This window comes from Streptococcus mitis SK575 (genome assembly GCF_000257865.1).
Lineage (GTDB): Bacteria > Bacillota > Bacilli > Lactobacillales > Streptococcaceae > Streptococcus > Streptococcus mitis_CQ.
The window spans coordinates 21611-38538 of the sequence record NZ_AICU01000072.1 but is presented as its reverse complement, the minus strand read 5'-3'; the positions used below and the strand labels follow the sequence as shown (position 1 = coordinate 38538).

General features: G+C 40.8%; 10 protein-coding genes and 1 tRNA gene. 7 read left to right on the top strand and 4 right to left on the bottom strand.

All coding sequences use genetic code 11. The features are described 5' to 3' along the window. Positions 1 to 31: 31 nt before the first annotated feature. Positions 32 to 119: transfer RNA gene (locus HMPREF1048_RS09010), tRNA-Ser, on the bottom strand. A 161-nt stretch (positions 120 to 280) separates the two neighbouring features. Between HMPREF1048_RS09010 and HMPREF1048_RS09005 the strand changes: the two genes are divergently transcribed. From HMPREF1048_RS09005 to HMPREF1048_RS08990, 4 genes are all read left to right on the top strand, one after another. Then, a complete protein-coding gene (locus HMPREF1048_RS09005; RefSeq protein ID WP_000920652.1) occupies positions 281 to 1021 on the top strand; it encodes a DeoR/GlpR family DNA-binding transcription regulator in 741 nt (246 codons plus the stop codon). Further along, a complete protein-coding gene (pfkB, locus tag HMPREF1048_RS09000; protein ID WP_000640791.1) occupies positions 1018 to 1929 on the top strand; it encodes a 1-phosphofructokinase in 912 nt (303 codons plus the stop codon). Before HMPREF1048_RS09005 ends, pfkB begins: the two co-directional genes overlap by 4 nt. After that, positions 1926 to 3878, top strand: coding sequence for a fructose-specific PTS transporter subunit EIIC (locus HMPREF1048_RS08995; protein WP_000701478.1), 1953 nt, complete (start codon positions 1926 to 1928; stop codon positions 3876 to 3878). The genes pfkB and HMPREF1048_RS08995 overlap by 4 nt, the downstream gene beginning before the upstream one ends. A gap of 85 nt (positions 3879 to 3963) precedes the next feature. Beyond that, complete coding sequence (locus HMPREF1048_RS08990; protein ID WP_004249049.1) at positions 3964 to 6267, top strand: DNA translocase FtsK; 2304 nt, start codon at positions 3964 to 3966, stop codon at positions 6265 to 6267. Between the two features lie 340 nt (positions 6268 to 6607). Here HMPREF1048_RS08990 and HMPREF1048_RS08985 read toward each other — a convergent pair whose 3' ends face one another. Together HMPREF1048_RS08985 and HMPREF1048_RS08980 are read right to left on the bottom strand one after the other, a co-directional pair. Further along, positions 6608 to 7078: an arginine repressor gene (locus tag HMPREF1048_RS08985; protein ID WP_001043030.1), complete on the bottom strand. Its 471-nt coding sequence runs from the start codon at positions 7076 to 7078 to the stop codon at positions 6608 to 6610. A gap of 18 nt (positions 7079 to 7096) precedes the next feature. Then, a complete protein-coding gene (locus HMPREF1048_RS08980) occupies positions 7097 to 9370 on the bottom strand; it encodes a Xaa-Pro dipeptidyl-peptidase (protein WP_001212009.1) in 2274 nt (757 codons plus the stop codon). A 399-nt stretch (positions 9371 to 9769) separates the two neighbouring features. Between HMPREF1048_RS08980 and HMPREF1048_RS08975 the strand changes: the two genes are divergently transcribed. The 3 genes from HMPREF1048_RS08975 to pyk all read left to right on the top strand — a co-directional run bounded on the left by HMPREF1048_RS08975 (position 9770) and on the right by pyk (position 15524). Continuing rightward, complete coding sequence (locus tag HMPREF1048_RS08975) at positions 9770 to 12871, top strand: DNA polymerase III subunit alpha (RefSeq protein WP_000561502.1); 3102 nt, start codon at positions 9770 to 9772, stop codon at positions 12869 to 12871. An 81-nt stretch (positions 12872 to 12952) separates the two neighbouring features. Then, positions 12953 to 13960, top strand: a complete 1008-nt coding sequence (pfkA, locus tag HMPREF1048_RS08970; RefSeq protein WP_000820862.1) for a 6-phosphofructokinase — start codon at positions 12953 to 12955, stop codon at positions 13958 to 13960. A gap of 58 nt (positions 13961 to 14018) precedes the next feature. After that, positions 14019 to 15524, top strand: coding sequence for a pyruvate kinase (gene pyk, locus HMPREF1048_RS08965; protein WP_001042819.1), 1506 nt, complete (start codon positions 14019 to 14021; stop codon positions 15522 to 15524). A gap of 393 nt (positions 15525 to 15917) precedes the next feature. On the opposite strand, the gene HMPREF1048_RS08960 is transcribed toward pyk, so the two are convergent. After that, entirely contained in the window at positions 15918 to 16904 is a 987-nt protein-coding gene (locus HMPREF1048_RS08960; protein ID WP_000204727.1) for an L-lactate dehydrogenase, read from the bottom strand. Between the last annotated feature and the right edge of the window lie 24 nt (positions 16905 to 16928).

The following is a 16928-nucleotide window of genomic DNA, read 5'->3' as shown; positions in this document are numbered from 1 at the left end:
AAGATTTCTTGGGTATCTTTTTTAAAATAAACGGAAGACATGGGATTCGAACCCACGCACGCTGTTACACGCCTACCGCGTTTCCAACACGGCCTCTTAAGCCTCTTGAGTAATCTTCCAATACTTACTCAAATAGTCTACCATAAAGGTTCTTATCTTGCAATAAAAATTCTAGAAATAAGAAAAATGATAGAATTTGAAAGAAAATGATAAAAAATGCTTGACTTTGAAAGAAAGTATGATAGAATGAATAGTGTAAACGATAACAGGAGGTGATTCAGTGTTAAAAACAGAGCGGAAGCAACTGATTTTAGAGGAGTTAAATCAACATCATGTAGTTTCTCTAGAAAAATTAGTTAGTTTGCTAGAGACCTCAGAATCAACGGTGCGAAGAGACTTGGATGAGTTGGAAGCAGAAAACAAGCTTCGTCGCGTGCATGGTGGAGCAGAATTGCCCCACTCCTTGCAGGAAGAGGAAACCATTCAAGAGAAATCTGTCAAAAACCTTCAAGAGAAGAAGTTGCTGGCTCAGAAAGCTGCCTCTCTCATCAAGGAACAAGATGTCATCTTTATCGACGCTGGAACAACGACAGCCTTTTTGATTCATGAATTGGTTAATAAAAATGTTACAGTTGTTACCAACTCCATTCACCATGCTGCTCAGTTGGTTGAAAAGCAGATTCCAACAATCATGGTTGGAGGAAGTGTCAAGATGGCGACAGATGCTAGCATCGGGGGCGTTGCTCTTAACCAGATTAACCAATTGCACTTTGACCGTGCCTTTATCGGGATGAATGGTGTGGACGATGGCTATTATACGACTCCTGATATGGAGGAGGGGGCTGTGAAGCGTGCTATTTTAGAGAATGCCAAACAGACCTACGTCTTAGTGGATTCGTCTAAAATTGGACAAACTTGCTTTGCCAAAGTAGCACCACTCAAACGAGCTATTGTTATCACAAGTCAAGGGCATGAGCTCTTGCAGGCTATTAAGGAGAAAACGGAGGTAATAGAAGTATGATTTATACAGTCACACTCAATCCATCCATTGACTATATTGTCCGTTTGGACCAAGTCCAAGTCGGTAGTATCAATCGTATGGACAGTGATGATAAGTTTGCTGGTGGGAAAGGAATCAATGTCAGTCGTGTCTTGAAACGCTTGGATATTCCAAATACAGCGACTGGATTTATCGGAGGTTTTACTGGTGAATTTATCACAGATACTCTGGCAGAGGAAGAAATCGAGACGCGTTTTGTCCAAGTAGCAGAAGATACTCGCATCAATGTCAAGATTAAAGCAGACCAAGAAACAGAAATCAACGGGACTGGTCCAAATGTGGAGCCAGCTCAGCTAGAAGAATTGAAAGCTATTTTATCTAGTTTGACTGCAGAAGATACAGTTGTCTTTGCTGGTTCAAGTGCTAAAAATCTAGGCAATGTCATCTACAAGGATTTAATTGCCTTGACCCGTCAGACGGGTGCGCAAGTGGTTTGTGACTTTGAAGGACAGACCTTGATTGATAGTTTGGACTACCAGCCACTTTTGGTCAAACCAAACAATCATGAACTTGGAGCGATTTTTGGGGTTAAACTCGAAAGTTTAGAGCAAATTGAGAACTATGCTCGAGAATTGCTGGTTAAAGGTGCTCAAAATGTTATTATCTCTATGGCTGGTGATGGTGCCCTTCTTGTCACATCTGATGGAGCTTACTTCGCTAACCCCATCAAGGGAACAGTGAAAAATTCAGTTGGAGCTGGTGATTCTATGGTTGCCGGATTTACAGGTGAATTTGTCAAATCAAAAGATGCAGTAGAAGCCTTTAAATGGGGAGTGGCTTGCGGAACGGCAACCACCTTCTCAGATGACTTGGCAACAGCAGAATTTATTAAAGAAACATATGAAAAAGTTGAGGTAGAAAAAAGATGAAAATTCAAGACCTATTGAGAAAAGATGTCATGTTGCTGGATTTGCAGGCGACTGAAAAAACAGATGTCATCGACGAGATGATTAAAAGTTTGACAGACCACGGTTATGTGACAGATTTTGAAACTTTTAAAGAAGGAATTTTGGCGCGTGAAGCTCTGACTTCTACAGGTTTGGGTGACGGAATCGCTATGCCTCACAGCAAAAACGCTGCTGTCAAAGAAGCGACAGTTCTCTTTGCCAAGTCAAACAAGGGTGTTGACTACGATAGCTTGGATGGACAAGCAACCGACCTCTTCTTTATGATTGCAGCTCCAGAAGGTGCTAATGACACTCACTTGGCTGCCTTGGCAGAATTGTCTCAATACTTGATGAAAGATGGATTTGCTGACAAACTTCGTCAAGCAACATCAGCTGACCAAGTTATCGAACTTTTTGACAAAGCTTTAGAAAAAACTGAAGAGCCTGTTCAAGTACCTGCCAATAACTCTGGTGACTTTATCGTAGCTGTTACAGCTTGTACAACAGGTATCGCCCACACTTACATGGCCCAAGAAGCTCTTCAAAAAGTGGCTGCTGAAATGGGGGTTGGTATCAAGGTCGAAACCAACGGTGCTAGCGGTGTTGGAAACCAACTAACTGTTGAAGACATTCGTAAGGCTAAAGCTGTTATCATCGCAGCAGACAAGGCTGTTGAAATGGATCGTTTCGATGGCAAACCATTGATCAATCGTCCAGTTGCTGACGGTATCCGTAAGACAGAAGAGTTAATTAATTTGGCTCTTTCAGGAGATGCTGAAGTCTACCGTGCTGCTAATGGAGCAAAAGGTGCAACAGCCTCTAACGAAAAACAAAGTCTTGGTGGTGCCTTCTATAAACACTTGATGAGTGGTGTATCCCAAATGTTGCCATTCGTTATCGGTGGTGGTATCATGATTGCCCTTGCCTTCTTGATTGACGGTGCTTTGGGTGTTCCGAATGAAAACCTTGGCAGTCTTGGTTCTTACCATGAACTAGCTTCTATGTTCATGAAAATCGGTGGTGCTGCCTTTGGTTTGATGCTTCCAGTCTTTGCAGGTTATGTTGCCTACTCTATCGCTGAAAAACCAGGTTTGGTAGCAGGTTTCGTGGCTGGTGCTATTGCTAAAGAAGGTTTTGCCTTTAGTAAAATACCTTATGCAGCAGGTGGTGAAGCAACTTCAACTCTTGCAGGTGTCTCATCTGGTTTCCTAGGTGCCCTTGTGGGTGGATTTATCGCAGGTGCTTTAGTTCTTGCTATTAAGAAATACGTTAAAGTTCCTCGTTCACTTGAAGGTGCAAAATCAATCCTTCTCTTGCCACTTCTTGGAACAATCTTGACTGGATTTGTTATGCTAGCTGTTAACATCCCAATGGCAGCAATCAACACTGCTATGAATGATTTCCTTGGCGGTCTTGGAGGCGGTTCAGCTGTCCTTCTCGGTATCGTTCTTGGTGGAATGATGGCTGTCGACATGGGTGGACCGGTCAATAAAGCGGCTTATGTTTTTGGTACAGGTACGCTTGCAGCAACTGTTTCTTCAGGTGGTTCTGTAGCCATGGCAGCAGTTATGGCTGGAGGAATGGTGCCACCACTTGCCATCTTTGTCGCAACTCTTCTTTTCAAAGATAAATTTACTAAGGAAGAACGCAACTCTGGTTTGACAAACATCATCATGGGCTTGTCATTTATCACTGAGGGAGCGATTCCGTTTGGTGCAGCTGACCCAGCTCGTGCTATCCCAAGCTTTATCCTTGGTTCAGCAGTAGCAGGAGGTCTCGTTGGTCTTACTGGTATCAAACTCATGGCGCCACACGGAGGAATCTTCGTTATTGCCCTTACTTCAAATGCTCTCCTTTACCTCGTTTCTGTCTTGGTAGGAGCAATTGTAAGTGGTGTGGTTTATGGTTACCTACGTAAACCCCAAGCATAAAAAATAGAAAAATGAAAAGATTGGACCGTTTGGTGCAGTCTTTTTCTCTTTCCGAAATGCCTGTGAAATATGGTATAATAGAAGAATGGCAAACAAGAATACAAGTAAAACAAGACGGAGACCGTCTAAAGCAGAACTCGAAAGAAAAGAAGCGATTCAACGGATGTTGATTTCGTTGGGAATCGCGATTTTATTGATTTTCGCAGCCTTCAAATTAGGGGCTGCGGGTATAACTCTTTACAATTTAATTCGATTGCTGGTGGGGAGCCTAGCTTATCTGGCAATATTTGGTATCCTGCTCTACCTCTTCTTTTTCAAGTGGATACGAAAACAGGAAGGACTCTTATCTGGCTTTTTCACCATATTTGCTGGTTTGCTCTTGATTTTCGAGGCTTACTTAGTTTGGAATTATGGTTTGGACAAGTCGGTCTTGAAAGGAACCATGGCTCAGGTTGTGACTGATTTGACTGGTTTTCGAACAACCAGTTTTGCTGGAGGGGGCTTGATTGGGGTCGCTCTTTATATGCCAATCGCCTTTCTCTTCTCAAATATCGGTACTTACTTTATTGGTTCTATCTTGATTTTAGCTGGAGCCCTCCTAGTCAGTCCTTGGTCTGTTTACGATATTGCTGAATTTGGCAGTAAAGGCTTTGCCAAATGGCGAGAAGGGCATGAGCGTCGAAAAGAGGAACGCTTTGTCAAACAAGAAGAAAAAGCTCGTCAAAAGGCTGAGGAAGAGGCTGGATTAGAACAAGAAGAGGCTGAAAAAGCCTTACTCGATTTGCCTCCTATTGATATGGAAACAGGTGAAATTTTGACAGAGGAAGATGTTCAGGATTTTCCACATATACCTGAAGAAGAGTGGGTGGAACCAGAAATCATCCTACCTCAAACTGAACTTGAATTCCCTGAACAGGAAGAGGGCTCTGATGATGAAGATGTTCAGGTAGATTTTTCAGCAAAAGAAGCCCTCGAATATAAACTTCCAAGCTTACAACTCTTTGCCCCTGATAAACCCAAAGACCAGTCTAAAGAGAAGAAAATCGTTCGGGAAAATATCAAAATCCTAGAAGAAACCTTTGCTAGCTTTGGTATCAAGGTGACGGTTGAACGGGCTGAAATTGGGCCATCAGTGACCAAGTATGAAGTCAAACCGGCAGTGGGTGTACGGGTCAACCGCATTTCCAATCTAGCAGATGACCTCGCTCTAGCCTTGGCGGCCAAGGATGTCCGAATTGAAGCACCCATCCCAGGAAAATCTCTAGTCGGAATAGAAGTGCCCAACTCCGAGATTGCGACGGTATCCTTCCGCGAACTATGGGAACAATCTCAAACGAAAGCAGAAAATCTCTTGGAAATTCCTTTAGGGAAGGCTGTTAATGGCACCGCAAGAGCTTTTGACCTTTCTAAAATGCCCCACTTGCTTGTCGCGGGTTCAACGGGTTCAGGTAAGTCAGTAGCAGTTAACGGTATTATTGCTAGCATTCTCATGAAGGCGAGACCAGACCAAGTTAAATTTATGATGGTCGATCCCAAGATGGTTGAGTTGTCTGTTTACAATGATATTCCTCACCTCTTGATTCCAGTCGTGACCAATCCACGCAAAGCCAGTAAGGCTCTGCAAAAGGTTGTGGATGAGATGGAAAATCGTTATGAACTCTTTGCCAAGGTGGGAGTTCGGAATATTGCAGGCTTTAATGCCAAGGTAGAAGAGTTCAATGCTCAGTCTGAGTACAAGCAGGTTCCGTTACCGCTCATTGTCGTGATTGTGGATGAGTTGGCTGACCTTATGATGGTAGCCAGCAAGGAAGTGGAAGATGCTATCATCCGTTTGGGACAGAAGGCGCGTGCTGCAGGTATCCACATGATTCTTGCAACCCAGCGTCCATCCGTTGATGTCATTTCTGGTCTGATCAAGGCCAATGTTCCTTCTCGTGTCGCTTTCGCGGTTTCATCAGGGACAGACTCCCGTACGATTTTGGATGAAAATGGAGCAGAAAAACTACTTGGTCGAGGAGACATGCTCTTTAAACCGATTGATGAAAATCATCCAGTTCGTCTCCAAGGCTCCTTTATCTCGGATGATGATGTCGAGCGCATCGTAAACTTCATTAAGGCTCAGGCAGATGCGGACTACGATGAGAGTTTTGATCCAGGTGAGGTTTCTGAAAATGACGGAGAATTTTCAGATGGGGAATCTGGTGGAGATCCGCTCTTTGAAGAAGCCAAAGCTCTAGTCATTGAGACCCAGAAAGCCAGCGCATCCATGATTCAGCGTCGTTTATCAGTTGGTTTTAACCGTGCGACCCGTCTCATGGAAGAGCTTGAGATGGCAGGTGTCATTGGTCCAGCTGAAGGTACCAAACCAAGAAAAGTATTGCAACAATAAATTTCTCTCTTATACGGAAATGTGAACCTGACGTGATTTGAAGAGGATTATCTATGATGTATAATTAATTGAATCTAAACAAGCTGAAACAGATTTAGAATTTCTTTTAGATATATGAAGACTCCCCTTATAGTTTCTAGTGAATATTTGTTTTTCACTAGAAACTATAAGGGGAGCTTTTGTACTCATGTATGAGATAGATTTCTTTTTTTGTTTTATTAAACTGCATAGCTCACTTTTCAGCAGGAATCAGCTATTGTATTCGCTAGATGTTAGCTGACATCAATTCACTACTGTTTAAAATTTTGAGAGTTCTGCAGTTTTTGAGTTCAGTTTCTGTTTATTCACCAAAGAAAAATGGTGGGGCGAACCGTTTCAGCTCTTCAAAGCAATGTTGGGCTGCCTCTACATCTTCACAGATGACAAGGCAGACATCATCACCACAGAGGGTAGCGATAGCGTCAGGGAAACTCAAAGCATCAATGATAGAACCAAATGATTGAGCCAGTCCAGGAAGGGTTTTTAGTAGAACTTGATGTTGAACTGGGCGCATCAAGACAAGGGCATCTTCCATGTAGAGTTCAAGACGTTTTTCCCATTTTGAGATAGAGCCTGTATTGAGCACATAGTAAGAGTTATCTTCTTCTCGTACTTTTGACAGGTTCATACTTTTAATATCCCTCGAAAGTGTAGCTTGTGTAACTTGAATATCATTATCAGCAAGAAGAGCTTGTAGCTCAGCTTGAGTATGAATCTTGTTTTTCGTTACAAGAGCTCGTATGAGTTGGTGTCGGTGTTCAGATTTATTCATAATAATTTAACTCCTTTTTTAGTGAGGTAGGATAAGAGTAGACTGTTCAAGATCAACAGTCAGCTGGTAAGCGGTATTATCACGGATTGTGATTTCAAAGTCAGTAGTATAGAGGACTAAACGAAGAGTATCTCCTTCTTTTAACTTGTAAATAGTAGGTTGTAGTTCAAATTGGATGTCCATCCATTCATTTTCCTTAATATCCTCTACTAACAATAAATCATTTCTATTTTGTAAATTGAGGTAACCTTTTGTCACGACTCGTTGTGCATTTGGTCTAAATGGTAATTCACAGAGATTTTCCAACATATGGTAGCGTCCATTATCAATGGTTCTAGCACTTAAAATAGCTGGATAAGGTTGTAGGTATTTCTTCTGTCCAAATTCAAGCAGTTGTGCAGATAAGAGCCCCTTATTTGTACTGGATTTGATACGAAGATTGAGTTGGGCACGACCGTTCAAGTGAAGATCTTTGGTTACAGGAAGGTCAATAGTAATCTGATTGACTTTCCCTTGATAGAGTTCTGTATTGAAGGTCTGGTAGGTCTTACCATAACGCTCAAAATCTTTATCTGAGTACTGGTTTTGAATGACTTTCTCTTCTTGACCAAGTGAGAAGGTTTCAAAGTTTTCTTGCCTACCGAAGTTATCAAGTGATAACCAAGTCTGAGGAGCTGAATTGTCCTGCCAGATAACAGTAGGAAGTTGGAAATCTGTATCTTGTCCCAGTAATTTCTTTGTCAACAAAGCGTTTATGGACTCACGGAAGTCAATGGATTGCCAGTTGTTCATGTACACATGGGCACCATTATGGAAAAAGAGGTGCTTATTTATATGAGCAGGAAGAGCATGGAACATCTGGTAAACATGAAGTGGTTTGACATTCCAATCCTGTGAACCGTGGGTAAAGACAACCTCTGCTTTTACATTATGGGCATTGAGCAGATAGTTGCGATCATGCCAAAACTGGTTATAGTCGCCGGTCTTGCGATCCAGTTGTTCTTTTACTTTTTCTAAGTCAGATTGGTGAGCTTCATTGCCACGAATATAGTCGCCAGCCAAGAGATTACGTGAGTAGGTTAGTTCAGCCAGGGAGTCAAAGTCCTCGCCTGGATAACCACCAGGGCTAGTCACCAGACCGTTTTCACGGTAGTAGTTGTACCACAAAGAAATGCCTGCCTCGGCAATGATAACCTCTAAACCATCGACACCTGTAGTCGCCAGACCATTGGACATGGTTCCAAGATAGGAAAGTCCAGTTGTGGCTACTTTTCCATTTGACCAGTCAGCCTTGACTTGACGCTGGCGCGTGTGGTCGGTAAAGGCACGGCAACGACCATTGAGCCAGTCGATGACATTTTTATAAGCTTCGATTTGTTGATAGTCTCCGTTAGTCATGAAACCAGTAGAGTCTTTGGTACCAACACCTGACACATAGAGATTAGCAAAACCTCGTGGAAGGAAGTAGTCGTTGAGTGTATAGCTAGAGTTGATGTGACTTAGCTTTTCCTCAGCTTCTGATACAAGCTCAGCTTGGCCTTGAGGTTGGACGAGATTGAGTTGAGGTTCCTCTAGTTCAATCTTATGAGCAGGTTTAACCTCAAGCTCGCCCTCCATCTTGTAGAGAGCCTTATCGCTTGCCTTGTCATTTGTTCCCTGATGATAAGGACTGGCTGTCATGATGGCAGGGATTTGCCCCTCGTAACGTGGACGAATAATGCTGACCTTGACTAAGTCTGGTAGACCTTTTTGGTCAGTATCGACACGAGACTCAACGTAGACCACTTCTCGAATAACATCATGGCTGGAAAAAGTTGCTAAACTCTTGCCGTTAAAGTAGTGGTAGTCATTATCCTCCGGAATAAGACCATCACTAACAAGTTGGTCGATAAGAGTATTTCCCTTTTTGGTGCGAGTATTGAGTAACTGATAGAGATTTTCAATCAAGTCACCGTATACAATAGGAAATCCAGTCTCTTTACGAAAAGATTCACTGTCTTCGAAGTCAATCAAATAAGAAAAGCCTAAAAGTTGAAAAGCAACAGTATAAAAAATATCTGCTGTCAGTTCATCTTCTGATTGAAAAAATGTTAGCAGGTCTGTTTTTTTATCAGCTGCTAGGATGGAAAGTGGGTAGTTGGTGTCTTGATAAGTGAAAAAGAAACGACTTAGAAAAGACTCCAATATCTTTTTATTTGTTGACTCAGATGGAAAATCAAATCCATACTTTTTTAATTCATATAAAATAGTATCTCTTGGAAGTGATAAATAGCTGAATTGATTAAAGCGCATAAAACCTCCTTGTAAAATAATAATTAAGGTTATTATATCAAAAAAATAGGAGAAAGGGAATCATTAAGTGAGAAAGAAATTAATTAAAGAATAATGAATATTATTTATATGAAAAACAGGTACAACTCTATAGTTCAAAACAAGTTATCATAGTAAATAGATTAAGTGGATGTGTCTTTCTGTTTTAAAAGATATATTCACTTCTTGGGATAAAAAAGTAAAAAAATTACCGGATCATTTGATTCTTTAAATGTATTTTTGCTTTTTTCGTTCAAAAAATTTTACTTTAAGGATAAAATTTTTACTTTAAGGATAAAATAGAGATAGGAGTCATTGCTTTTGTCTTTCTCTTTTTGAAAATGGTATAATATAGTGAGAAGGATAGAGGAGAAGTGTAAATTGATCGCACAACTAGATACAAAAACAGTCTATAGTTTTATGGAGAGCGTCATTTCGATTGAAAAGTATGTGAGAGCAGCTAAAGAATTCGGCTACACTCATCTGGCTATGATGGATATTGATAATCTTTATGGTGCTTTTGACTTTCTAGAGGTTACAAAAAAATATGGCATTCATCCTTTATTAGGGCTTGAAATGACTGTATTTGTGGGTGCTCAGGAAGTGAATCTGCGCTTTTTAGCTCTATCTAGTGTGGGCTATCAGCAGTTGATGAAGCTTTCAACAGCCAAGATGCAGGGGGAGAAAAATTGGTCAGTTTTATCTCAGTACCTGGAGGATATTGCGGTAATTGTGCCTTATTTTGATGGACTGGAGTTGTTAAATTTAGGCTGTGATTACTATATAGGGGTTTATCCGGAAACACTAGCCAGCGAATTTCATCATCCAATCTTGCCCCTCTATCGGGTCAATACATTTGAAAGTAAGGATAGAGAAGTTCTACAAGTATTAACAGCGATTAAAGAAAACCTACCGCTCAGAGAAGTCCCTTTGCGCTCGCGACAAGATGTCCTTATATCAGCAAGTTCTTTAGAGAAACTATTCCAAGAACGTTTTCCTCAAGCCTTGGAAAACTTAGAAAAGCTTATTTCAGGTATTTCTTATGACTTGGATACTAGTTTGAAACTGCCTCGTTTTAATCCAGCGAGACCAGCAGTAGAAGAGTTGAGAGAACGCGCTGAGCTTGGGCTTGCTCAGAAGGGGTTGTCTAGTAAAGAATATCAAGACCGTCTAGACCAAGAATTGGCTGTTATTCATGATATGGGCTTTGATGATTATTTCTTGGCTGTCTGGGATTTGTTGCGTTTTGGACGTTCGAATGGTTATTATATGGGAATGGGACGAGGTTCCGCAGTTGGTAGCTTGGTTTCCTATGCCTTGGATATTACAGGGATTGACCCAGTAGAGAAAAATCTGATTTTTGAACGTTTCCTCAATCGTGAACGCTATACTATGCCTGATATTGATATTGATATTCCTGATATTTATCGTCCAGATTTTATCAGGTATGTTGGCAATAAATATGGCAGTAAACATGCGGCTCAAATCGTTACTTTTTCTACCTTTGGGGCCAAGCAAGCTCTGCGAGATGTTTTAAAACGTTTTGGTGTTCCAGAGTATGAATTATCTGCAATTACCAAGAAAATCAGTTTTCGTGACAATCTCAAGTCGGCTTATGAGGGTAACCTCCAGTTTCGTCAGCAAATTAATAGTAAGTTAGAATACCAAAAAGCCTTTGAGATTGCTTGCAAGATAGAGGGCTATCCAAGACAAACCTCAGTCCATGCGGCTGGTGTTGTAATCAGTGACCAAGATTTGACCAACTACATCCCTCTGAAGCATGGTGATGAAATTCCACTGACTCAGTATGATGCTCATGGAGTCGAAGCAAGTGGACTTTTGAAGATGGACTTTCTGGGACTGCGAAATTTGACCTTTGTCCAGAAGATGCAAGAATTGCTTGCTAAAACAGAAGGTATTCACCTTAAAGTCGAAGAAATAGATTTGGAAGACAAAGAAACGTTGGCTTTATTTGCTTCTGGTAATACAAAAGGTATCTTTCAATTTGAGCAACCTGGTGCCATTCGCTTGCTCAAACGTGTTCAACCAGTCTGTTTTGAAGATGTCGTAGCGACTACTTCCCTAAATAGGCCAGGTGCTAGTGACTACATCAATAATTTTGTGGCAAGAAAACATGGGCAGGAAGAAGTGACTGTTCTGGATCCAGTACTGGAGGATATTTTGGCTCCAACTTATGGCATTATGCTCTATCAGGAGCAGGTTATGCAGGTTGCCCAGCGATTTGCTGGATTTAGTCTTGGGAAAGCCGATATTTTGCGCCGAGCTATGGGGAAAAAGGATGCCTCTGCTATGCATGAGATGAGGGCTTCCTTTATTCAAGGTTCATTAGAAGCTGGTCATACTGTGGAAAAAGCAGAGCAGGTCTTTGATGTCATGGAGAAGTTTGCAGGTTATGGTTTTAACAGGTCACACGCCTATGCCTACTCAGCCTTGGCCTTCCAGTTGGCCTATTTCAAAACGCATTATCCAGCCATTTTTTATCAGGTCATGTTAAATTCTGCCAACAGTGATTACTTAATAGATGCACTTGAAGCAGGCTTTGAAGTGGCGCCTCTGTCCATCAACACCATTCCCTATCACGATAAAATTGCCAACAAGGCCATCTATCTAGGATTGAAATCGATTAAGGGAGTCAGCAATGATCTGGCACTTTGGATTATCGAACATCGACCTTATTCTAACATTGAAGATTTTATAGCTAAATTACCTGAGAATTATCTGAAACTTCCTCTGCTAGAACCTTTGGTAAAAGTTGGTCTTTTCGATTTATTTGAAAAAAATCGTCAAAAAGTATTCAATAATTTAGTTAATCTATTTGAATTTGTAAAAGAGTTAGGAAGTTTGTTTGGAGATACTATTTATAGTTGGCAGGAATCGGAAGATTGGACGGAACAAGAAAAATTCTATATGGAACAAGAGCTTTTAGGGATAGGTGTCAGCAAACATCCCCTACAAGCTATTGCAAGTAAGTCTATTTACCCAATTACACCAATCGGAAATTTGTCAGAAAATAGTCACTCAATTATATTGGTTGAAGTTCAGAAAATAAAAGTAATTCGTACCAAAAAGGGTGAAAATATGGCTTTCTTACAGGTAGATGACAGTAAGAAAAAATTGGATGTCACTCTCTTTTCAGACTTATATCGTCAAGTTGGGCAGGAAATAAAAGAGGGAGCCTTCTACTATATAAAAGGAAAAATCCAGTCACGTGATGGCCGTCTGCAAATGATTGCACAAGAAATAAGAGAAGCAGTTGCTGAACGCTTTTGGATACAGGTAAAAAATCATGAATCGGATCAAGAAATTTCGAGAATTTTAGACCAGTATAAAGGCCCAATCCCAGTCATTATCAGGTATGAAGAGGAACAGAAAACAATCGTTTCTCCCCATCATTTTGTAGCTAAATCCAATGAATTAGAAGCGAAGTTGAATGAAATCGTTATGAAAACGATTTATCGCTAAAAATACGGAAAATAGAAGAATTTTAAAATCAAATGTGGTATAATTAATAAGAATGTTAAAAGAAAAAGGAGCATAACCAATATGAAACGTATTGCTGTTTTGACTAGTGGTGGAGACGCCCCTGGTATGAACGCTGCTATCCGCGCAGTTGTTCGTCAAGCAATTTCAGAAGGAATGGAAGTGTTTGGTATCTATGACGGATATGCTGGTATGGTTGCCGGTGAAATTCATCCCCTAGATGCAGCTTCAGTAGGAGACATCATTTCTCGTGGTGGTACTTTCCTTCACTCAGCTCGTTACCCAGAGTTCGCTCAACTTGAAGGGCAACTTAAAGGGATTGAGCAATTGAAAAAACACGGAATTGAAGGTGTAGTTGTTATCGGTGGTGACGGATCTTACCACGGCGCTATGCGTTTGACTGAACATGGCTTCCCAGCTATCGGTCTTCCAGGTACAATCGATAACGATATCGTTGGTACTGACTTCACAATCGGTTTTGACACAGCGGTCACAACTGCTATGGACGCTATCGATAAGATTCGTGATACGTCATCAAGTCACCGTCGTACTTTTGTTATTGAAGTTATGGGACGTAACGCTGGTGATATCGCTCTTTGGGCTGGTATTGCAACTGGTGCTGATGAAATCATCATTCCTGAAGAAGGATTCAAGATTGAAGATATCGTAGAAAGCATTAAATGTGGTTATGAGTGTGGTAAAAAACACAATATCATCGTCTTGGCAGAAGGTGTGATGTCAGCAGCTGAATTTGGTAAAAAATTAAAAGAAGCTGGGGATACAAGCGACCTTCGTGTGACAGAACTTGGACATATTCAACGTGGTGGTTCTCCAACTGCGCGTGACCGTGTATTGGCGTCACGTATGGGTGCGCATGCTGTTAAACTTCTTAAAGAAGGCATCGGTGGTGTTGCGGTTGGTATCCGTAACGAAAAAATGGTTGAAAATCCAATTCTTGGTACTGCAGAAGAAGGAGCATTGTTTAGCCTTACTGCAGAAGGTAAGATTGTGGTTAATAACCCACACAAAGCCGACATTGAGCTATCTAGCTTGAATAAGAGCTTGTCATAATTTACAATTTAGTTAATAAGACCAAAAAGGTCATATATATAAAGGAGTCACAAAAATCATGAACAAACGTGTAAAAATCGTTGCAACTTTGGGTCCTGCGGTAGAAATCCGTGGTGGTAAAAAATTCGGTGAGGACGGATACTGGGGTGAAAAACTTGATGTTGAAGCTTCAGCTAAAAACATTGCTAAATTGATTGAAGCTGGTGCTAACACATTCCGTTTCAACTTCTCACACGGTGACCACCAAGAACAAGGTGAGCGTATGGCAACTGTTAAACTTGCTGAAAAACTTGCAGGTAAAAAAGTTGGTTTCCTTCTTGATACAAAAGGACCAGAAATCCGTACAGAATTGTTCGAAGGTGAAGCTAAAGAGTATTCATACAAAACTGGTGAGAAAATCCGTGTTGCAACTAAACAAGGAATCAAATCAACTCGTGAAGTGATTGCATTGAACGTTGCTGGTGCTCTTGATATCTATGATGATGTTGAAGTTGGTCGTCAAGTTTTGGTTGACGATGGTAAACTTGGTCTTCGTGTGGTTGCTAAAGATGACGCAACTCGTGAATTTGAAGTTGAAGTTGAAAACGATGGTATCATCGCTAAACAAAAAGGTGTGAACATTCCTAACACTAAAATTCCTTTCCCAGCTCTTGCTGAACGCGATAACGACGATATCCGCTTTGGTCTTGAACAAGGTATCAATTTCATCGCTATTTCATTCGTACGTACTGCAAAAGACGTGAACGAAGTTCGTGCAATCTGTGAAGAAACTGGAAACGGACATGTTCAATTGTTCGCTAAAATCGAAAACCAACAAGGTATTGATAACTTGGATGAAATCATCGAAGCTGCTGATGGTATCATGATCGCTCGTGGTGACATGGGTATAGAAGTACCATTCGAAATGGTTCCAGTTTACCAAAAAATGATCATCACTAAAGTCAATGCTGCAGGTAAAGTTGTTATCACTGCAACAAACATGCTTGAAACAATGACTGAAAAACCACGTGCAACTCGTTCAGAAGTATCAGACGTATTTAACGCTGTTATCGACGGAACTGACGCAACAATGCTTTCAGGTGAGTCTGCAAACGGTAAATACCCACTTGAGTCAGTAACTACAATGGCTACAATCGATAAGAACGCTCAAACTCTTCTTAACGAATACGGACGTTTGAACTCAGATTCATTTGAACGTAACTCTAAGACAGAAGTAATGGCTTCAGCTGTTAAAGATGCTACTAACTCAATGGACATTAAATTGGTTGTAACTCTTACTAAGACAGGTCACACTGCACGTTTGATCTCTAAATACCGTCCAAATGCTGACATCTTGGCATTGACATTCGACGAATTGACAGAACGTGGATTGATGTTGAACTGGGGTGTTATCCCAATGTTGACAGATGCTCCATCTTCAACTGACGATATGTTCGAAATCGCTGAACGTAAAGCAGTTGAAGCAGGTCTTGTACAATCTGGTGACGATATCGTTATCGTAGCTGGTGTACCACTTGGAGAAGCTGTACGTACAAACACAATGCGTATCCGCACAGTACGTTAATTAAAATGAAAAAAGCCTATCATATCAAGCTTTCTAGCCTGTATGATTGGCTTTTTTTGTATATGAGCAAAGTTTTTACTTTTGATTTAATGTAACTGTAGCTAAAGAGTAAATCGTTGCTTGTTCCATACTTTTTGTGATGTGAGTATAAATCTGATTGCTAGCCTTTTCCTCTTCAAGCTCAAACTATGATATGATAGCTTTTAAAGGCATGTTATTTTTCGAACAGAAATTTCATAAAATGTTTAGCTTTTATAGTGGATTGCAGCTAGAATAGTATGCCGTGGCTACTAAAACATTTCTAGAAATTAATTTGTTCATATCTTATTTCAACCTACTATAATACAGAAAAAAACAACTCCCTGAGTACTCAAGGAGTTATTTCTATCTAAATTAGTTTTTAGAAGCTTCTTGGAATTCTGGGTTTTTCCATGCTTCGTCAATGATAGCTTGCAATTCTTTAGCAGATGCTTGCATTTTTTGAGTTTCTGCGTCGTTCAATGGGATATTTACTGGACGAACGATACCATGTGCTCCAACAACAGCTGGTTGACCGATAAAGACGTTCTCAACTCCGTATTGACCTTCTTGGAATACTGAAAGTGGAAGTACTGCGTTTTCATCGTCAAGGATTGCTTTAGTGATACGAGCAAGTGCTACTGCGATACCGTAGTATGTTGCACCTTTTTTGTTGATGATTGTGTAGGCTGCATCACGAACACCTTCGAACAATTCAATCAATTCAGCTTCTTGAACATTTTGAGTGTCTTTAAGGAATTCTTCAAGGTTTACACCAGCGATGTTTGCGTGTGACCAAACAGCGAACTCAGAGTCACCGTGTTCACCCATGATGTAGGCGTGAACTGAACGAGCATCAACATCCAATTTTTCAGCAAGTGCTTGACGGAAACGAGCTGAGTCAAGTGAAGTACCTGAACCGATAACGCGTTCTTTAGGGAAACCAGAGAATTTCCAAGTTGAGTAAGTCAAAACGTCAACTGGGTTAGCAGCAACAAGGAAGATACCTTTGAAACCTGATTCAACGACTTGAGTTACGATTGATTTGTTGATAGCAAGGTTTTTACCTACAAGGTCAAGACGAGTTTCACCTGGTTTTTGAGGAGCACCTGCAGTGATTACAACAAGGTCAGCGTCTGCACAGTCAGAATATTGAGCTGCATAGATTTTTTTAGGTGAAGTGAAGGCAAGGGCATGACTAAGGTCAAGCGCGTCACCAACAGCTTTTTCATGCAATTGTGGAATTTCGATAATTCCAAGCTCTTGTGCAATTCCTTGGTTAACAAGTGCAAAAGCGTAAGATGAACCTACAGCACCATCTCCGACAAGGATAACTTTTTTGTGTTGTTTAGTTGAAGTCATTGTTCTAAACATCTCCTTAATTTT